The sequence below is a fragment of the Aeromicrobium halocynthiae genome, from assembly GCF_039531385.1.
GTDB classification, from domain to species: Bacteria; Actinomycetota; Actinomycetes; order Propionibacteriales; family Nocardioidaceae; genus Aeromicrobium; species Aeromicrobium halocynthiae.
Window position 1 is genome coordinate 14,902 of the sequence record NZ_BAAAPY010000012.1, and the last position, 18,676, is coordinate 33,577.

The window sequence follows — 18,676 nt, forward strand, 5'->3', positions numbered from 1 at the left end:
CGGCAGGATGAGGGCATGCGCCTGCGTACCGGGATCGGCACCGACGTCCACCGCCTCGTGGCCGGCAGGCCGATGCACCTGGCGGGCCTGCACTGGCCCGACGAGCCGGCGGGCCTGGAGGGACACTCCGACGGCGACGCGGCCTGCCACGCGATCGTCGACGCCCTGCTGTCGGCCGCCGGCCTCGGTGACATCGGCTCGCGGTTCGGGACGGCCGACCCGCGGTGGTCCGGCGCCGCGGGGACGGAGTTCCTCGCCGAGACCACACGCCTCGTGCGCGCGGACGGCTGGGAGGTCGCGAACGTCGCCGTGCAGGTCATCGGCAACGCCCCGCGCCTCGGTCCACGACGCGACGAGGCCGCGGCGGTGCTGAGCGACGTGCTGGGCGCCCCCGTGTCGGTCTCGGCGACGACGACCGACGGTCTCGGCCTCACCGGACGCGGCGAGGGCGTGGCCGCGGTGGCGACCGCCCTGCTCACCGCGCCCTGAGGCCACCCCGGGAACGACTCAGCCCCTCGACGACCGGGGTCGTCGAGGGGCTGAAGGCGTTCTCAGGAGGCGAGGACCTCGTCGAGACGGATCTCGGCCTTGTCCTCGTTGGTCTTCTCGGCCAGCGCCAGCTCGGAGACGAGGATCTGGCGAGCCTTCGCCAGCATCCGCTTCTCACCGGCCGACAGGCCGCGCTCGTGGTCGCGGCGCCAGAGGTCACGGACGACCTCGGCCACCTTGAGCACGTCGCCGGAGTGCAGCTTCTCCAGGTTGGCCTTGTAGCGACGCGACCAGTTGGTCGGTTCCTCGACGTGCTCGGCCCGCAGGACCCCGAACACCTTCTCGAGCCCGGCCTGGTCCACGACGTCGCGGACACCGACCAGATCGACGTTGCACGCTGGGACGCGGACGACCAGATCGTTCTGTGCGACGATCCGGAGAACGAGGTACTCGCGCTCCTCCCCCTTGATGGTCCTGGTCTCGATGTCTTCGATGACTGCGGCCCCGTGGTTGGGGTACACAACCGTCTCTCCGACAGTGAAAGTCATATAAGGCGCACCTTTCCTAGGTGACCAGTTTAACACGGGCGTCGGACGGCAATTTCCTGCGATCAGTGGGCAGAGCGCCCATAGCACCCGGCCGGTCACCTGTCCAGCGCCGCCCTCCGATACGATGTGCGCGTTCACGCCCCTCCTCGACGGGAAGCAGGAATCCGGTGACCACGGACCGTCCCCGCCGCCTTGCGGCCGCCTCCATCCTTCTCGCCGCATCCCTCGGGCTGGCCGCCTGCGGCACCGGCTTCGACGCCGCCACGAGCCAGCAGTACCAGCCCGCTGTCGGCACGAACCAGCGCGAGGGCGACGTCCGCCTCTACAACACGCTGCTGGTGCAGAACACCGACGGGACCTTCTCCCTGAGCGTCGGCATCGTCAACACCACCGACACTGACCAGGAGCTCACGGGAGCGACCTTCGTCCCGCTGTCGGAGGAGGGCGCCCTGTCCGAGCTCGAGCCGGCCGTGGACGTCTCCGTGCCGGCCGGTGGCCTGTACACGCTCGGTCCCGCGGGCGAGTTCGCCGGCTTCGAGGTCGACGGCCTCGGCGAGGGCCGGTTCGCCACCATCACGCTGACGTTCGACGGCGTCGGCGACGTCGTCATCAACGCCCCGGTCGTGAACCGCGCGGCCCGCTACGCCGAGATTCCCGAGTCCTCCCCCGAGGACGAGGCCCCGCTGGAGGTCGAGCCGAGCGAGGACGAGCAGGCCGAGCTCGTCCCAGTGCCCTGACGGTCCCCCGCCGAACGACGAGGCCCCCGACCGGTCCGGTCGGGGGCCTCGTCGTTCGGCGTCAGGTCAGGAGGACTGCATCTCGCCGGTGACGAGGTAGACGACCCGCCGCGCCATCGAGACGGCGTGGTCGCCGAGGCGCTCGTAGTAACGGCCCAGCAGCGCGAGGTCGATGGCCGGCTCGATGCCGTGCTCCCAGTTCCCGCCGAGCAGGGTGCGGAACAGCTGCTTGCGCAGGCGGTCCATCTCGTCGTCGGTGTCCTCCAGGCGCGTCGCGGCGTCGACGTCGCGCTCGGCGACGATGCGCGAGGCGGCGTGGATCATCTGGTCGGCCGTGGACGCCATCGCCATGATGGTCGGCTGCATGGCCGTGGGCACCGCGACGTCGGGGATGCGCAGCCGCGCGACCTTGGCCACGTGCACCGACAGGGCACCCATGCGCTGCAGGTCGGTGAGCATGCGCAGCGTCGCGACGAGCTGGCGCAGGTCGCTGGCGACCGGCTGCTGCGTGGCGAGCAGCAGCAGCGTGCGCTCCTCGATCGCCTCCACGGTCTCCTCGACCTCCCGATCGCCGGCGATCACCGACTCGGCCAGCGGGCCGTCGGCGTTCAGCAGGGCCGCGGTGGCCGCAGCGACGGCCTTGCGGACGGTTCCGGTGAGGGTCACGAGGTCGTCGACGATGGAGTCGAGCTGTTCGTAGTACTGATCGCGCATGGACCCCAACCTATGCCGAATCGGTGAACGGGGCGCGACCCACGGTGAACCAGCGGTGAACAGCGCCCGAAAGGACAGGCCTGGACGGGCTTCGCGGCCGGGTCCACCCGCTCGGGGGTCGTACCATCACAGGCGTGGAGAACGCCGTTGGTCTGCTCGCCGCCGTGCTGGTCGGCGTCCTGCTCGGCGTGGTCGCGACCCTCGCCTGGAGGGGCCGGCGCCAGGAGGAGCCCGTGCCGGCCGCGCCGCCCGCCCCGGCGGTGCCGGACGGCGTCGACGCCGTCCTGTCGGTGCTGTCGTCCTCGGCCGTCGTCCTCGACTCCTCCGAGGAGGTCGTCAAGGCATCGGCCCCCGCCGTCGCACTCGGCATCGTGCACGACGGGCGGGTGGAGAACGCCGAGATCCTCGACCTCGTCCGGCGGGTGCGCCGCGACGGGCAGGTCCGCGAGCTCGACCTCGACCTGCAGCCCCGACGTGGCTCCACCGCCCACGTGCGGGTGCGCATCGGGCCACTGACGTCGCGCTTCATGCTCATCCTCGCGCTCGACCAGACCCGCGAGCGTCAGGTGGAGGCGATCCGCCGCGACTTCGTCGCGAACGTCAGCCACGAGCTGAAGACGCCGGTCGGCGCGATCAACCTGCTCGCCGAGGCGGTCTCGGAGGCACGCGACGAGCCCGAGGCGGTCGTCCGCTTCGCCGCACGCATGCAGAGCGAGAGCGAGCGGCTCAACCGGCTCGTGCAGCAGATCATCGACCTCGCCCGACTCCAGAACGACCAGATCAGCGAGAACGCCGTCGTCGTCAAGGTCGACGAGCTGGTCTCCGAGGCGTGCGAGCACTCGTTGACCGAGTCCGAGAGCAAGGGCATCGCGATCGTGCGCGACGTCGAGCCGGACCTGCTCGTCCACGGCGACCGCGGTCAGCTGCACGCCGCCGTCAGCAACCTCGTCGAGAACGCCGTCGCGTACAGCCCGGAGGGCTCGCGCGTGGCCGTGACGGCCCGCCTCGGCGACGGCGCGGTGCGGATCACCGTCGCCGACAACGGCATCGGGATCCCCGAGACCGAGCTGGAGCGCATCTTCGAGCGGTTCTACCGCGTGGACCCCGCCCGGGCCCGCGCCACCGGGGGGACCGGCCTCGGACTGTCCATCGTCAAGCACGTCGCGGCCAGCAACAACGGCAGCGTCGAGGTCTGGAGCGAGCCGGGCGCCGGGTCCACCTTCACGCTGGTGCTGCCGCAGCACCGGCTCGACATGGAAGAGGAGATCGCGTGACACGCGTTCTGGTGGTCGAGGACGAGACGTCCTACAGCGAGGCGTTGTCGTACGTGCTCCGCAAGGAGGGCTTCGACGTCGTCGTCGCGGAGACCGGTCCCGACGCGCTCGACGAGTTCGAGCGCGGGGGCGCCGACATCGTGCTGCTCGACCTCATGCTCCCCGGCCTGCCCGGCACCGAGGTGTGCCGCCAGCTGCGGCAGTCCTCGCAGGTGCCGATCATCATGGTCAGCGCGAAGGACACCGAGGTCGACAAGGTCGTCGGCCTGGAGCTCGGCGCCGACGACTACGTCACCAAGCCGTACTCCCCCCGCGAGCTGGTGGCCCGCATCCGGGCGGTGCTGCGCCGCGGTGTCACCGAGGAGGTCGACGAGGACGCGGTGCTCGAGGCCGGTCGGGTCCGGATGGACGTCGAGCGCCACCTGGTCTCCGTCGGCGGGGAGACGGTGCGCCTGCCGCTGAAGGAGTTCGAGCTGCTCGAGTTCTTCCTGCGCAACCCCGGGCGTGTCCTCACCCGCGGCCAGCTGATCGACCGCGTGTGGGGCGCGGACTACGTGGGCGACACCAAGACCCTCGACGTCCACGTCAAGCGCCTGCGCGCCAAGATCGAGCCCGACCCGGGCAACCCGATCACCCTCACGACCGTCCGGGGCCTGGGCTACAAGCTCGACGCCTGAGAGGTCCGCTCAGCGTCGGCCGAGCAGCCGCCGCAGGTGCAGGGCCCACAGCACCGCGCCGAGCGCGACGACGGCGCATCCGAGCAGACCCGCCGTCCACGCGAACGAGCTGACCTGCGGCGCGGCGACGTGGAAGCCGACGCCGAGCGCCTGGGCCTGCTCGACGGACACCGGCAGCCCGTAGTCCGCGATGACCCGGTCGACCGCCCAGCCACGCGCCCACGGGACGGCGAACGCAGCAACGGCGCAGTACGCCGCGATGAAGCCGGCGACGACGACGCTCGCCAGGCCCACCGGACGACGTCGCAGCACCCCGACGGCCGTGACGACGGCGAGGACGACCAGCAGCGCGGCCAGCCCGTGCACCAGGTTCGAACCGAGGTGGTAGGCGGCGTCGATGCGGCCGTCGTCGACGTCGACGGTCACGACCGACGTGCTCCGGACCGCGGCGCCCTCGGCGGGGAAGCCCGTCGCGCCACTCGCGTCACGGGCGAACGCCCGCAGCTCCACCGACGTGCGACCGGCCACCGGTCGCCCGCCGAAGATCGCCGAGAGGGCGATCGCGCCCAGCACGATCGGCGAGACCGCCAGCGTGCCGAGCGCAGCGCCCCGGGCCACGCGTCCCGGCTTGCGCCGAACAACGCCGGGCCGACGAGGCTTCACCGGGGGTCGCTTGCTCACGCCCCCATCGTCGTCCGCCGAGGCCCGCCCCGTCCTTGGTTCGGCGAATTCAGCGACCTTGGTTCGCCACGGCCGCGATCGCATCGGCCGCGGCGTCGGGGTCCAGGTACTGCCCGCCGTTCGTTACCGGGCGCAGGTCGGCGTCGAGCTCGTAGACCAGCGGGATGCCGGTGGGGATGTTGAGACCGACGACCTCGTCCTCACCGAGTCCGTCGAGGTGCTTGACCAGGGCGCGCAGGGAGTTGCCGTGCGCGGTGACGAGCACCGTCTTGCCACCGAGCAGGTCCGGCACGATCGCGTCGTACCAGTAGGGCAGCATCCGGTCGAGCACGTCGGCCAGGCACTCGGTGCGCGGCAGCAGCTCGTCGGGCAGGTCGGCGTAGCGCGGGTCGGCGGCCTGGCTGAACTCCGCGTCGTCGGCGAGTGCCGGGGGCGGGGTGTCGTAGGAGCGGCGCCAGGTCATGAACTGCTCCTCGCCGAACTCCTCGAGGGTGGCCTTCTTGTCCTTGCCCTGCAGGGCGCCGTAGTGGCGCTCGTTGAGACGCCAGGAGCGCTTGACCGGGATCCAGTGCCGGTCGATGCCGTCGAGCACGATCTGCGACGTGCGGATGGCACGACGCAGCAGCGACGTGTGCGAGACGTCGGGCGTGATACCGGCCTCGGACAACAGCTGCGCACCGCGTCCGGCCTCCTCCACGCCCTGCTCGTTGAGGTCGACGTCGACCCAGCCGGTGAACAGGTTCTTGGCGTTCCACTCGCTGTGCCCGTGGCGCAGCAGGACGAGGGTGTAGGTCATGGGTCGAGCCTAACGGTGCTCAGGACGAGCCGAGCTCGTCGCGCCACTGGGCGTACATCTGCTGCAGGCCCTGCACGTAGTCGTCCTGGGACTGCGGTCCGGCCAGCGTCCAGCGTGACTCCGCCACGACGAACGGGTGCTGGGTGACGTGCAGCGCCTCCGCCGTCTCGTGCTGGGTCCGCACGACGTCGACGTAGTCGTCGCCGGCGAGGATCGCGTCGGCCCGCTCCAGGTCGAGACCGACGAGCGCCGCCCGCGACGCGAGCGCCATCGGGTCGCCGATGTCCGCGCCCTCGAGGAAGTGCCCGCGCCACAGCTGCTGGGCGAGGTCCTGCTGCACGCCGGGCCCCTGCTCCTCGGCCCACGACAGCAGCCGCCAGGCGTCGAAGGAGCTCGCCCGGACCGCGTCGGTGAGGTTCAGCTCGATGCCCGTGATCTTCGCGGCCGCCGTCACCTGCTCGAAGAACGTGTGCGCCCGGTCCAGCCCGCCCAGCTCGTCGGCCTTGGCCTCGAGGAGGGGTCGCGCGTCGTTCGGCTCGTCGGGGGCGAGCAGGTGGGCGCGCAGCGAGACCACGACGGGTTCGCCGGTCATGAGCGTGAAGACCGCTGCCCCGCGGTTCAACCGGGTGACCCCGACGTAGGACCAGGGATCGGTGACGTCGCAGAAGACGGAGACCTGCATGGCTCCACGCTACGGGTCCCCTAGTGTCGAGCCATGCTCGAGAGCGTCGACCAGACGACGCTGGTCATCGCCGTCGGCCTGATGATCGGCGTCCCTGCCGTGTTCGCACTCGTGATCGGCATCATCGTGCTGGCCGGACGGGCCCGCCCGCAGCCCGGCCTCGGACCCCGCTCCGCCACCGAGGGACGGTGGAACGCGCTGCTCCTCGACGGCCCGCTGGCCGTCCTCGGTGGGACGCTCGGGTCCACCGGCGGCGTCGTGGTCGTCGAGCACGGCTCGCTCAGCCTGCTCCAGGACGGCGCCATCATGCCCGCCTGGTCCTACCGATGTGCCGACGTCGCCGTCCGCACCCACGGGGCGCACAGCCGTGCGACGGTCACTCTCTGGACGCCAGCAGGCGAGCTACGGATGACCGTCAGCCGCGAGCACGTCAACAGGTACTCCCGCAACACCCTCAAGTCCCTGCGCGAACCGACGTACGCACGCGAGCTCGCCCAGGTCCTCGCCGCCAACGGCGCACGGGTGGTCTGAGCCCGCCTCAGTCCTTCGGGCGCAGGTGCCGGAACGCCTCGAGGTTGTGGGTCGGCTCTCCGCGCAGCTCTCGCCACTGCCACTCCTTGCGGATGGACGACGCGAAGCCGAGCTCGAGGATCGAGTTGAACGACTCGTCGGCGTAGGAGAGCACCGACCCCAGGAGGCGGTCGAGCTCGTCGGGGGTGACCGACGACAACGGCAGGCGACCGTCGAGGTAGATGTCGCCGGCGGCGTCGACGGCGAAGGCGACCCCGAACAGCTTGAGGTTCTTCTCCAGGAGCCATCGGTACACGGCCTCGTGGTTCTCGTCGGGCTTGCGCGCCACGAACGCGTGGACCCCGAGGGAGTGCTGGCCGACCTCGAGACGAACGGTCGTCTTGAGCTTGCGCTCCCCCGGGAGGTCGACGTCGAAGACGCCGGGCCGGTGCTCGGTGAACTCCAGCTCCGCTGCGGAGAGGGTCTCGAGGATCGTCTCGCGGGCTGTCGACATCACGGCCTCCCTGGGGTGGTGGTCCGCGCACCGTGCCGGTGCATGGCGCGGCGGTAGGTCTCGAGCGTCCGTTCGGCGGTCACGTCCCAGCCGAACGCGGCAGCGTGCGCGACGGCCTTCGCGCCGAGGTCGGCGCGCAGCTGCTCGTCGCGCAGCAGCCGACCGAACGTCTCGGCGTAGTCGCGCGGGTCGTGGCCGTCGACGAGCAGGCCCGTCACCCCGTCGGCGACCGCCGTCACGAGACCCCCGACACGCGAGGCGACCACCGGCGTGCCGCACGCCTGCGCCTCGAGGGCGACGAGACCGAAGGACTCGTTGTACGACGGCACGCAGACCACCGTGGCGGCCGCGTACCAGTCGGCCAAGGTGGCCTGGTCGACCGGCGGCACGAACCGCACGACGTCGCCCAGGCCGCGGCGCTCGACGAGGTCCTGCAGCGCCGACGGTCGTTCCAGACCGGAGCCGGACGCTCCCCCGACGATGACGACCTCGAGACGGTCGCGCTGGGCGGGGTCGCGAGCGAGCAGCTCCGCCGCCGCCTCGACCAGGACGTCGGGGGCCTTGAGCGGCTGGATGCGGCCGGCGAAGAGCAGCACGTGGGCGGCCGGGGCGACCCCGAGCCGGGCCCTGGCCTCCTCGCGTCGTCCGGGCCGGAACACCTCGACGTCGACACCGGGGTGCACGACCTCGACCTGGTCGGGGCGTGCCCCGTAGAGGTGAATGAGCTCGGACCGTTCGTCCTCGGTGTTCGCGACGAGGGTGTCGGCGAGGCGGACGATCTCCTCCTCCCCCGCGATGCGACCCGCGGGCTCGGCCCGGTCACCCTCGGCGAGGCGCGCGTTCTTGACCTTGGCCATGGTGTGCATCGAGTGCACGAGCGGGACGTCCCAGCGCTCGGCGGCGACGGTGCCGACCTGCCCCGAGAGCCAGTAGTGGCTATGCACGAGGTCGAACCGACCCGGGCCGCGCTCGACCTCCTCGCGCAGGACGTCGCGCACGAACCCGCACAGCTGCGCCGGCAGGTCCTCCTTGCCGAGGCCGTCGAACGGTCCCGCGGAGACGTGGTGGACGGTGACGCCCGGCGCCGCGTCGATCCGCTCGGGCTGGTGGCGCGACGTGGACCGGGTGAACACGTCGACCGCGACCCCGCGCTCGGCCAGTCGGCGCGACAGCTCGAGGACGTAGACGTTCATCCCGCCGGCGTCGCCGGTCCCCGGCTGCTCGAGCGGCGAGGTGTGGGCGGACAGCAGGGCCACGCGACGGGGTCCGGACAGCGGTCCGACCTGCTGGGTCATCGACATCTCCCTCACGAACACGGACCTCCATCGTCTCAGGCTGCTCCGAGAGCGCACGTCTCCCCCATGACGTGGGCCTGGGACGTGGGCCCGGCACGCGTGCTCTGCCACGATGACGTCATGACCTCTCGTCCTCTCGCCGTCGTGACCGGAGCGAGCTCGGGGATCGGTGCCGCCACCGCCCGGTCGCTCGCCGCCGCGGGCCACGAGGTGGTGTGCGTGGCGCGGCGCACCGACCGCATCGAGTCCCTCGCCCGCGAGATCGACGGACGCGCCGTCACGTGCGACCTGACCGACGCCGACGCGGTGGCCCGCATGGCCGGCGCGGTCGGCGACCGGCTCGACCTCCTGGTCAACAACGCCGGAGGCGCCATCGGGCTCGAGCCGGTCGAGCACGGCGACCCCGACGACTGGCGCCGCATGTTCGAGGTCAACGTCGTCGCCACGTTGCAGACGACGCGCGCCCTGCTGCCCGCGCTGGAGGCCGACGGCGGGGGCACGGTCGTGAACGTCGGGTCGATCGCGGGCCGGTTGGCCTACGAGGGCGGCGGCGGGTACACCGCGGCCAAGCACGCCCTCGCCGTCATGACCGAGACCCTGCGCCTGGAGCTCAACGGCCGCCCGGTCCGGGTGTGCGAGGTGGCGCCCGGCATGGTGCGGACCGAGGAGTTCTCGCTCACGCGCTTCCGCGGCGACGCCGAGCGCGCGGAGGCGGTGTACGAGGGCGTGACGCCCTTGACGGCCGAGGACGTCGCCGACGTCATCTGTTGGACCGCGACGCGGCCACCCCACGTCAACGTCGACCTGGTGGTCGTCAAGCCCCTCGACCAGGCCGCTCCGCACAAGGTGGCCCGCCGCAGCGTTTGACAGGTCAACAGACCGCTGGAATGGTCATGTCGCCCCCCTTTGCCGTTCGGAAGGACCCGTCATGTCCACGACCCAGGAGCGACCAGCCGAGACCGAAGGCGGCAAGAAACCCTTCTTCTCCACGATCGCGCCGGCCGTGTTCGTCCCGTCCGTCGTCATCATCGCGGCGGTCGTCATCGTCTCGATCGCCGCTCCGCAGGCCACCCAGAACGCCCTCGACGCGGCACAGGGCTCGGTCATCGCGGGGATCGGCTGGTACTACGTCCTGCTCGTGAGCGGGTTCGTGGTCTTCGCGATCATCATGGGGCTGAGCCGCTTCGGCGACATCACCCTGGGCAAGGACGACGAGAAGCCGGAGTTCAGCCTCCCCGCCTGGTTCGCGATGCTGTTCGCCGCCGGCATGGGCATCGGCCTGGTGTTCTGGGGCGCGGCCGAGCCGCTGACCTTCTTCGTCGATCCCAAGCCCGGGACCACCGGCGACAGCGCCGAGCTCGCCAACAGCGCCATGACGCAGGTCTTCCTGCACTGGGGCTTCCACGCCTGGTCGATCTACGTGGTCGTCGGACTCGCCATGGCCTACGCCATCCACCGCAAGGGACGTTCGGTCTCGCTGCGCTGGACGATCGAGCCGCTCGTCGGCGAACGGGCCAAGGGCCGGCTCGGTGACGCCGTCGACGTCATCGCCGTCGTCGGCACCGTCGCGGGCGTGGCCACGTCCCTCGGGCTCGGCGTCCAGCAGATCACCGCCGGTCTCGCACGCATCGGGGTCGTCGACCAGCCGACGGACGGCCTGCGCGTCGGCGTGATCGTCGCCATCACCGTGATCGTGATCGTCTCGGCCGTCTCCGGCGTCGCGCGCGGCATCAAGTGGCTGTCGAACGCCAACCTCATTCTCGCGGGCGTGTTCCTGGTCCTGGTCCTCGCGCTCGGTCCGACGCTGTTCCTGCTGCGCGACTTCGTCCAGAACATCGGCAACTACCTGGCGTCGATCGTCTCGCTGAGCTTCAACACCTCCGCCCTCCAGGGGCCGGAGGGCGTCGAGTGGCAGGGCTTCTGGACCACGTTCTACTGGGGCTGGTGGATGAGCTGGGCGCCGTTCGTCGGCGTCTTCATCGCCCGCATCTCGCGCGGGCGGACCATCCGCGAGTTCGTCGCCGGCGTGCTGCTGGTGCCCACCCTCGTGACCGCACTGTGGTTCACCGTCCTCGGTGGCACGGCCATCATGCGCCAGATGAGCGACGCAGACCTGCTCAACGACGACGGCTCGATCACGAGCGAGAACGTGCTGTTCGACCTCCTGTACACGTTGCCCGCGAGCGAGCTGCTCGCCGGCATCGCGATCATCCTGGTGACGATCTTCTTCATCACCTCGGCCGACTCCGGCTCGCTCGTGGTCGACATGCTCGCCTCCGGCGGCCGCCAGGACCCGCCGCGCTGGAGCCGCATCATGTGGGCCGTGCTCACCGGCGCGGTCGCCATCGGCCTCCTCCTGGCCGGTGGTCTGCAGGCCCTGCAGACGGGAGCGATCCTCACGGCGGTGCCGTTCAGCGTCGTGATGATCCTCATGGCGATTGCGACCTACCGTGCCCTGAGCCACGAGCACCGCGAGATCGTGCGCCTGGCGCGACGAGCCCGCGAGCGCGAGTGGCAGCGTGAGCTGTCCGGGCAGGTCGCCGAGGAGCTCGTCGACAACTTCGAGGAGCACCTGGCCGACCCCGTCGACGAGCGGATCGACCACGCCCTGAAGAACGGCAGGGGCAAGGGCGGCAAGCGCTGGGGAGACCGCGGCTAGCGCCCACCACGAGCGCGCCCCGGCCGACGACCGAGAGGTCGTCGACCGGGGCGTCTCTCGTTCCTCAGTGCACGACGACCGGCGGGCGTCCCTCGTCCTCGGCGAGGCGCGCGGCCTCGCGTCGGCGGGGCAGGAACGCGACCGGCACGATCGTGACCACGAGGACGGCGAGCGCGACCCAGAACGAGCGCTGGAAGGCGTCGGCGAGGTCGACGACGCCCTGCTGCAGCACCTCGGCCGGCACCCGCAGCGCCGCCACGAGCTGCTCGCCCTGGCTGGTCTGGGCGCTGGCTGCGAGCTGGGCGGCGGTGAGTCCGCCGTCGACGCCAGGCAGCTGCTCGGAGCCGGGCAGGACCGCCCCGGAGCGCATCGCGTTCGTGAGCACGACCGAGATCGTCGCGATGCCGGTCGCGCTCGCCACCTGCTGCACGACGTTGATGAGCGTCGAGCCGCGGGCGACGTCCGGTGCGCGCAGCGTCTTCAGGGCCGACGTGAAGATGGGCATCATCGTGGCACCCATGCCGAGACCCATGACGAACAGGAACCCGCAGATCTGCCAGTACGAGGTCGACGGGTCGGTGCTGAGCGACAGGCCGCCGAGCCCGACGAGGATGCCGGACAGTCCGAACGGCACGATCCGTCCGACCGGCATCCGGTCGACGAGGGTGCCGGCGATCGGCATCGTCAGCATCGCGCCGAGCCCCTGCGGCGCGACGAGGAGGCCGGCCATCAGGACGCTCTCCCCGCGCACCTGCTGGAAGTAGGTGGGCACGAGCAGCAGGGCACCGAAGAACGCCCCCGCGAACAGGAACATCGTGATCGTGGCGACGGCCAGGTTGCGGTTCGCGAACAGGCGGAGGTCGAGCAGCGGGTGCTCCGGGCGGAAGGAGTAGAGCACGAACGCGACGATCAGCAGCACGCCGCAGATGCCGGGAACCAGCACCCGGACGGCCGCCACGGTGCCGGTCTCGGGGATGCTCGAGACGCCGAACAGCAGGAGCGCCAGGCCCGGCGACATCATCAGCATGCCGCGGACGTCGAGCCGCTCGCTGGGCTCGGCGTGGTCGCGCGGCAGGACGCGGCCGGCGTAGACGAGCGCCGCGAGACCGATCGGCAGGTTGATCAGGAAGATCCAGTGCCAGGATGCGGAGTCGATGATGACGCCTCCGAGGATGGGGCCCATGATCGGGCCGAGCAGCATCGGGATGCCGAGGATCGCCATGAGCCGGCCCATGCGGTGCGGGCCGGCGGCGCGGGTCATGATCGTCATGCCGAGCGGCATCAGCATGCCGCCACCGAGCCCCTGCACCACGCGGAAGGCGATGAGCGTCTCGATGTTCCAGGCCACGGCGCACAGCACCGAGCCGAGGGTGAACAGGCCGATCGCCGTCATGTAGAGACGCTTCGTGCCGAACCGGTCCGCGGCCCAGCCGGTGAGCGGGATGACGGCGGCGAGCGCGAGCATGTAAGCGGTCGCGGTCCAGGCGACGGTCGAGTAGGCCAGCGGCTCGTTGCCCGAGGCGAGCTCGGTCTGGAAGGTCGGCAGCGCGACGTTCACGACCGTGACGTCGAGGATCGACATGATGGCACCGAGCACGACCACGCCGGCGACCTTGAGGATGTCGGCGGTGATGCGGTCGTCGTCGGGGACGGGGGCGGTGACGTCGGTGGTCGCCGCCGGTGGGGTGGAGTCGGTCATGACTGCTCTTCCTGGTGGTGGGGCACGGCCAGCGCGTCGCCGGCGAGGATGTGGCCGAGCACCTCGTCGAGGCGTTCGGCGTCGGAGGGACTGAGGCGGTCGGCGACGTCACGCAGGGCGCGTCGCTTGTGCTCGAACTGCGCGTCGACGAAGTCGAACCCGCGAGGGGTGACCTGGACGAGCTTCACCCTGCGGTCGTCCGAGCTCTCCCGACGTTCGAGGGCGCCGAGCCGAACGAGGGAGTCGACGGTGCGGCCCGCCGCTGCCGGCGAGAGGCCGATGGCCGCGGCGACCTCGGCGATGGGCAGCGGACGCGCCTGCTGGGCGACGGCGAACAGGGTGCGCGCCTGGGACAGGGACAGGTCGAGGTCGACGAGCTGGTCGAGTCCCTGCGCGTGGACGCGGCTCATGAGCAGCTGGACGAAGAGCTCCAGTCTCTCGTGCAGGCTGGTTCGGTTGCTGTCCACAACCAGATACTAACGCCAGTGCAACTGTTGCAGGCAAGAACTGTTCGCAAGGTCACACCGGATCGGGACGCGAGCGCCCCCGCGCGGTCGGGAATCTCGCCGGGCGGCACTACACTGCGAGAGGCTGCCGGGCCGATCCGCCTGCTGCCGCCCCGTCTCTCGAAGCAAGGAATCCTGGCATGCCCACCCGTTCCGATCTGCGCAACGTCGCGATCGTCGCCCACGTCGACCACGGAAAGACCACCCTCGTCGACGCCATGCTGCAGCAGCAGGGTGCGTACGCCGAGCACCAGGAGGTCACCGACCGGGTCATGGACTCCGGCGACCTCGAGCGCGAGAAGGGCATCACGATCCTCGCCAAGAACACCGCCGTCCGCTACGCCGGACCCGGTGCTCCCGAGGGCGGCGTCACCATCAACATCATCGACACCCCCGGCCACGCGGACTTCGGTGGCGAGGTCGAGCGCGGCCTGTCCATGGTCGACGCCGTCGTGCTGCTCGTCGACGCCTCCGAGGGACCGCTGCCCCAGACGCGCTTCGTCCTGCGCAAGGCCCTCGCGGCCAAGATGCCGGTCATCCTCGTGGTCAACAAGGTCGACCGTCCGGACTCGCGCATCGCCGAGGTCGTCGACGAGTCCTACGAGCTGTTCATGGACCTGCTGCCCGAGGACGCCGGCGACGACGCCCTCGACTTCCCGGTCGTCTACGCCTCGGCCAAGGCCGGTCGCGCGTCGCTGGAGAAGCCGGCCGACGGCGGCCTGCCCGACAACGAGGACCTCGTCCCGCTGTTCCAGACCATCCTCGACACGGTCCCCGCCCCCGAGTACACCGAGGGCGCACCCCTGCAGGCGCACGTCACGAACCTCGACTCGTCCCCCTTCCTCGGACGCCTCGCGCTCGTGCGCGTCAAGGAGGGCACCCTCAAGAAGGGCCAGCAGGTCGCGTGGATGAAGCGCGACGGGTCCGTCGAGCGGGTCAAGGTCACCGAGCTGCTCGTGACCGAGGCGCTCGAGCGCAAGCCCGGCGAGTCCGCCGGCCCGGGCGACATCGTCGCCATCGCGGGCATGGCGAGCATCAACATCGGCGAGACCCTCGCCGACCCGGAGAACCCGGTGGCCCTGCCGCTCATCCACGTCGACGAGCCGGCGATCTCCATGACGATCGGCACGAACACGTCCCCCCTCGCGGGTCGCGAGAAGGGCACCAAGGTGACGGCGCGCCTGGTCAAGGACCGTCTCGACGCCGAGCTCATCGGCAACGTCTCGATCCGCGTCCTGCCCACCGACCGCCCCGACGCGTGGGAGGTCCAGGGACGTGGCGAGCTGGCCCTGGCCATCCTCGTCGAGCAGATGCGCCGCGAGGGGTACGAGCTGACCGTCGGCAAGCCGCAGGTGGTCACCAAGGAGATCGACGGGAAGGTCCACGAGCCCGTCGAGCGCCTCACGATCGACGCGCCCGAGGAGTACCTCGGCACCATCACCCAGCTGCTCGCCGTCCGCAAGGGTCGCATGGAGCAGATGGTCAACCACGGCACCGGCTGGGTGCGCATGGAGTTCCTGGTGCCGGCCCGCGGGCTGATCGGCTTCCGCACCGAGTTCCTCACCGACACGCGCGGCACCGGCATCGCCCACCACATCTCCGAGGGCTACGAGCCGTGGTTCGGCGAGATCTCGACCCGCCCGTCAGGCTCTCTCGTGGCCGACCGCTCCGGTGCCGTCACGTCGTTCGCGATGACCAACCTGCAGGAGCGCGGCGTGCTGTTCGTCGAGCCCTCCACCGAGGTCTACGAGGGCATGATCGTCGGCGAGAACTCCCGTGACGACGACATGGACGTCAACATCACCAAGGAGAAGAAGCAGACCAACATCCGCTCGGCGACGTCGGACAACTTCGAGAAGGTCATCCCCCCGAAGAAGCTCTCGCTCGAGCAGTGCCTGGAGTTCTGCCGCGAGGACGAGTGCGTCGAGGTGACCCCGAACCACGTGCGGATCCGCAAGGTCATCCTCAACGCCTCCGAGCGCATGCGGGCCGCCAAGCAGCGTCGCTGATCGCCCGCAGGAACGGCCCGCTCAACCGAACATCCCTCGGTGTCGACGTCTGCGCGAGTGCAGGGGTAGATGAGGATCAGCCGGTGAGGGCGGCTTCGATGGGGACCTCGCGTCCAGTGGGCAGGATCCATCGCAGGACGTCGTGGCCCTTCATGGAGTGGTGTCTCCTGCACAGTGCCCACATGTTCGATCCGTTGGTCGCCCCGGTGGGCCAGGGTTCTCGGTGGTCGAGGTCGCACCGTTCGGCAGGTACCCGGCATCCGGGTGCTCGGCAGACGGCGTCTCTGAATCTGATGGCCTTGGCGAGGGTCTCGGGGGCGAAGCGTCCGACGTAGTCGTGAGCCAGGATGTTGTCGCTCACCGGGTCGGTGATGATGCGGTGCCAGAAGGTGTCATCTGCGTCGACGTCGGTCAGGATCCACGAGGCGGGGACGGACCATTCGCCATCACTGGACTCGGCGTGTCCGTCGGTGAGTCCGGTGAGGACGTCGGCCTCGATGGTGACGGCGACGTCACCGGTCACGGTCGGGAGGTCGGTGGTCTGGCCGTGGGTGAGCCAGGAGACGTACAGGTCGGCGGTGCGCTGCGGCAGCGTCCGGTCGTCGGAATCGTTGACAGGCTGGCGGGCTGCGCGGTCGAGGCGCTTCATCACCGCGGCTGCCTGGTGGGACGGCAGGTAGGCCGAGAGCCAGGACATGCCGTCCTCGAGGTGGTGCAGGGACACGTGCCGCTGCTCGCGGGCCTTCTCGGCCCGATCGAGGGCCTCGTCGGGCTCGATGCGGGTGACGAATCGCTTGATCCACGAGCGGAGCTCAGCGGTGGTGTGGGTGGTGGCGTAGGCGAGGGCCTTGGAGTCGAGCAGCGCCCACGAGGACTCCCGCTCGAGCCGGTCCAGCCCCGCAGAGATCTCCCGGACGCGGGCGGCGTCGATCAGGCCCTCGGTGAACGCGGCCCAGCAGGCAGGTGCGTGGGCGACCATCCGGTCCGCGGTCGCGAGGCGGGACCAGACCTGATTTTCCGACAGGCCCATCGCCTGCCCGATCGACATCGGGATCGCCGACCGCTCCACGAGCTGACGCATCGAGCCGTCGAGCCGACTGATGCGCGCCTCTTCGGCGTCGCGGAACGCGAGCATCGCCGAGAATTGAGCCGCCTCGGCCCGCGCCACAGCACGAGTCGCGGAGACCATGGCCTCGTCGCTCGTGCTTTCCCCGATCTCCATGAATCAAACATACGTGCGACCACCGACAGCCCACTGAGCGCGCTGGCGGGGTTGAATGAGGCAGCGATGACGGCCCTGTGGGACCGCACTGACTACGTGTCGGGAGCGCTCGAGGGGTCAGCCGCCCACACGTGGATCTCGGCGTCGCTCACGTGCAGGTCCCCGGTGGTCGACACACCAGCTCCTCCTCACGCAGCCACTCTGCGGTCCGCCGCATCCCCTCCTCGAGCCCCACCTGCGGTTCGTAGCCGAGCATCCGGCGGGCCTTCTCGATGGAGTACGTGCCGGTACGGCACAGGTAGCGCACGGCGGTCGTGTTGGTCTCGTCGTCGAGCCCGCGGACGCGGACCAGGACGCTCTTGGCCCAGGCGAGACCGAGTGCGACCCACGTCGGCAGCAGCACCGCTCGACGCCCCACCATCCGCTGGTAGTGACCGAAGAACTCCCGACACGAGACCCCGACACCGCCCGCGAGCGTGAATACCTGGCCAGCCGCCTCCGGACGGTCCGCGGCGAGCACGAGACCCTCGACGAGGTCGTCGACGTACACCGGGCTGAAGACACCGCGCCCGAACGCGGGCAGGAGGAACTGCCGCGCCTGCATCATCTGCACCGGAAGCACGGTCCACGGCCGCGACCCGGGACCGTAGACGTCGCCCGGGCGGACGACGACGGTCTCCATCTGTCCCGACGCGTGCGCAGCGAGCGTCACCTGCTCCGCCGCGATCCGGGTGTCGACGTACGGGTTCCCGTCGGGGCGGACCGGGTGGTCCTCGCTGACCCCGTCGGGAAAGCCCGTGTCGGAGAAGGCGCGCACGGACGACAGGTAGACCACCCTCGACGCCCCTGCCGCCATCGCCGCCTCGATCACCCGACGCGTGCCGAGGGTGTTGACCCGCCACGCCTCCTCCAGCGTCGGCAGGTTGGAGACGAGTGCTGCGGTGTGCACGACGACGTCACCGCTGCGGATCAGGTGCGCCCACGACCCCGGGTCGGTGATGTCGCCGGCCTCGACCCCGAGGGCGACGTCGGCGCGGACGTCGACTCCCCGGACGTCGTGCCCCGCAGCCCGCAGGCGCGCCACGAGCGTCCGTCCGATGAACCCTGCTGCCCCGGTCACCACGTAGCCGCCCACGGCGCCCCTCCTCCTGCCGGCCTCGCCGACGACGCCCGCAGTCTAGGTGTCCACCGGTCCGCTCGTGGTGCGGTTGCCTAGGCTGGTGCCCGACCCGTCGAGACGACGTCCCGAGGAGCCTGACCGTGCCGAACCGTTCGCCCCGTCCCGTCCTTCGTCGACCCGTGGTCCTCGTCCTCGCCACGCTCGTGGCCGTCGGGGCACTCACGGCGTGCTCGGGGGAGTCCGTCGACGTCACCGACGAGACCGTGATCCTCGACGTCCGCACGCCCGAGGAGTTCGTCGAGGGGCACCTGGCGGGCGCGCAGAACATCGACGTGAGCGCCGACGACTTCGACGAGAGGGTCACGCAGCTCGACACCGACGCCCAGGTCGTCGTCTACTGCCGCAGCGGGATCCGTTCGGCCGACGCCGTGGAGCGCATGGAGGGACTCGGGTTCACCGACCTCACGGATGCCGGCGGCCTCCAGCAGGCCTCGGACGCCACCGGGCTCGCCATCGTCGCCGGGCAGCCCTGAGCTCTCCTCCC

Annotated in this window: 20 protein-coding genes; 9 read left to right on the top strand and 11 right to left on the bottom strand. The window is 70.8% G+C overall.

Annotation, left to right across the window (positions count from 1 at the left end; translation table 11 throughout):
• Positions 1-15: 15 nt before the first annotated feature.
• Entirely contained in the window at positions 16-489 is a 474-nt protein-coding gene (gene ispF / locus ABD213_RS13445) for a 2-C-methyl-D-erythritol 2,4-cyclodiphosphate synthase (RefSeq protein ID WP_344329622.1), read from the top strand.
• Positions 490-551: 62 nt separating this feature from the next.
• On the opposite strand, the gene ABD213_RS13450 is transcribed toward ispF, so the two are convergent.
• Positions 552-1,037 (bottom strand): CarD family transcriptional regulator, encoded by a 486-nt coding sequence (locus ABD213_RS13450; protein ID WP_344329623.1) that lies wholly within the window; start codon positions 1,035-1,037, stop codon positions 552-554.
• A 167-nt stretch (positions 1,038-1,204) separates the two neighbouring features.
• Between ABD213_RS13450 and ABD213_RS13455 the strand changes: the two genes are divergently transcribed.
• The gene (locus tag ABD213_RS13455; protein WP_344329624.1) at positions 1,205-1,774 is read left to right on the top strand and encodes a copper chaperone PCu(A)C; all 570 of its coding nucleotides are present in this window, start codon (positions 1,205-1,207) and stop codon (positions 1,772-1,774) included.
• Between the two features lie 66 nt (positions 1,775-1,840).
• Here ABD213_RS13455 and phoU read toward each other — a convergent pair whose 3' ends face one another.
• Positions 1,841-2,488 carry a phosphate signaling complex protein PhoU gene (gene phoU / locus ABD213_RS13460; protein WP_344329625.1) on the bottom strand — a complete coding sequence of 216 codons (648 nt, stop codon included), beginning with the start codon at positions 2,486-2,488 and terminating at the stop codon, positions 1,841-1,843.
• A gap of 134 nt (positions 2,489-2,622) precedes the next feature.
• Between phoU and ABD213_RS13465 the strand changes: the two genes are divergently transcribed.
• Positions 2,623-3,762: a sensor histidine kinase gene (locus ABD213_RS13465; protein WP_344329627.1), complete on the top strand. Its 1,140-nt coding sequence runs from the start codon at positions 2,623-2,625 to the stop codon at positions 3,760-3,762.
• Entirely contained in the window at positions 3,759-4,439 is a 681-nt protein-coding gene (locus ABD213_RS13470; protein WP_344329628.1) for a response regulator, read from the top strand. The genes ABD213_RS13465 and ABD213_RS13470 overlap by 4 nt, the downstream gene beginning before the upstream one ends.
• 9 nt (positions 4,440-4,448) lie before the next feature.
• On the opposite strand, the gene ABD213_RS13475 is transcribed toward ABD213_RS13470, so the two are convergent.
• From ABD213_RS13475 to ABD213_RS13485, 3 genes are read right to left on the bottom strand one after another with little or no spacing between them, the layout of a single operon-like run.
• On the bottom strand, positions 4,449-5,120 hold the full coding sequence (locus ABD213_RS13475; RefSeq protein WP_344329630.1) for a hypothetical protein: 672 nt from the start codon (positions 5,118-5,120) through the stop codon (positions 4,449-4,451).
• A 49-nt stretch (positions 5,121-5,169) separates the two neighbouring features.
• Positions 5,170-5,916 carry a phosphoglyceromutase gene (locus ABD213_RS13480; RefSeq protein ID WP_344329632.1) on the bottom strand — a complete coding sequence of 249 codons (747 nt, stop codon included), beginning with the start codon at positions 5,914-5,916 and terminating at the stop codon, positions 5,170-5,172.
• A 19-nt stretch (positions 5,917-5,935) separates the two neighbouring features.
• Positions 5,936-6,598, bottom strand: a complete 663-nt coding sequence (locus ABD213_RS13485) for a DsbA family oxidoreductase (RefSeq protein ID WP_344329633.1) — start codon at positions 6,596-6,598, stop codon at positions 5,936-5,938.
• Positions 6,599-6,631: 33 nt separating this feature from the next.
• Between ABD213_RS13485 and ABD213_RS13490 the strand changes: the two genes are divergently transcribed.
• On the top strand, positions 6,632-7,129 hold the full coding sequence (locus ABD213_RS13490; protein ID WP_344329634.1) for a hypothetical protein: 498 nt from the start codon (positions 6,632-6,634) through the stop codon (positions 7,127-7,129).
• 7 nt (positions 7,130-7,136) lie between these two features.
• Here ABD213_RS13490 and ABD213_RS13495 read toward each other — a convergent pair whose 3' ends face one another.
• Positions 7,137-7,622 carry a type III secretion system chaperone family protein gene (locus ABD213_RS13495; protein WP_344329636.1) on the bottom strand — a complete coding sequence of 162 codons (486 nt, stop codon included), beginning with the start codon at positions 7,620-7,622 and terminating at the stop codon, positions 7,137-7,139.
• On the bottom strand, positions 7,622-8,917 hold the full coding sequence (gene mshA / locus ABD213_RS13500) for a D-inositol-3-phosphate glycosyltransferase (RefSeq protein ID WP_344329637.1): 1,296 nt from the start codon (positions 8,915-8,917) through the stop codon (positions 7,622-7,624). Before mshA ends, ABD213_RS13495 begins: the two co-directional genes overlap by 1 nt.
• Positions 8,918-9,037: 120 nt before the next feature.
• Here mshA and ABD213_RS13505 point away from each other — a divergent pair, with 120 nt between their 5' ends.
• Positions 9,038-9,784, top strand: a complete 747-nt coding sequence (locus tag ABD213_RS13505) for an SDR family NAD(P)-dependent oxidoreductase (protein WP_344329639.1) — start codon at positions 9,038-9,040, stop codon at positions 9,782-9,784.
• Positions 9,785-9,845: 61 nt separating this feature from the next.
• Positions 9,846-11,576 (top strand): BCCT family transporter, encoded by a 1,731-nt coding sequence (locus tag ABD213_RS13510; RefSeq protein WP_344329640.1) that lies wholly within the window; start codon positions 9,846-9,848, stop codon positions 11,574-11,576.
• A gap of 64 nt (positions 11,577-11,640) precedes the next feature.
• Here the strand turns inward: ABD213_RS13510 and ABD213_RS13515 are convergent, their stop codons facing one another.
• Entirely contained in the window at positions 11,641-13,275 is a 1,635-nt protein-coding gene (locus ABD213_RS13515) for a DHA2 family efflux MFS transporter permease subunit (protein ID WP_344329642.1), read from the bottom strand.
• The gene (locus ABD213_RS13520) at positions 13,272-13,742 is read right to left on the bottom strand and encodes a MarR family winged helix-turn-helix transcriptional regulator (protein WP_344329644.1); all 471 of its coding nucleotides are present in this window, start codon (positions 13,740-13,742) and stop codon (positions 13,272-13,274) included. The genes ABD213_RS13515 and ABD213_RS13520 overlap by 4 nt, the downstream gene beginning before the upstream one ends.
• A 179-nt stretch (positions 13,743-13,921) precedes the next feature.
• Between ABD213_RS13520 and typA the strand changes: the two genes are divergently transcribed.
• A complete protein-coding gene (typA, locus tag ABD213_RS13525; protein ID WP_344329645.1) occupies positions 13,922-15,790 on the top strand; it encodes a translational GTPase TypA in 1,869 nt (622 codons plus the stop codon).
• A 76-nt stretch (positions 15,791-15,866) separates the two neighbouring features.
• Here the strand turns inward: typA and ABD213_RS13530 are convergent, their stop codons facing one another.
• Together ABD213_RS13530 and ABD213_RS13535 are read right to left on the bottom strand one after the other, a co-directional pair.
• Positions 15,867-17,012, bottom strand: a complete 1,146-nt coding sequence (locus tag ABD213_RS13530; protein ID WP_344329647.1) for an HNH endonuclease signature motif containing protein — start codon at positions 17,010-17,012, stop codon at positions 15,867-15,869.
• A 148-nt stretch (positions 17,013-17,160) separates the two neighbouring features.
• Entirely contained in the window at positions 17,161-18,147 is a 987-nt protein-coding gene (locus ABD213_RS13535) for an NAD-dependent epimerase/dehydratase family protein (protein WP_344329652.1), read from the bottom strand.
• A 125-nt stretch (positions 18,148-18,272) separates the two neighbouring features.
• On the opposite strand from ABD213_RS13535, the gene ABD213_RS13540 reads away from it, so the two are divergent.
• The gene (locus ABD213_RS13540; RefSeq protein WP_344329656.1) at positions 18,273-18,665 is read left to right on the top strand and encodes a rhodanese-like domain-containing protein; all 393 of its coding nucleotides are present in this window, start codon (positions 18,273-18,275) and stop codon (positions 18,663-18,665) included.
• The last annotated feature ends 11 nt before the right edge of the window (positions 18,666-18,676 follow it).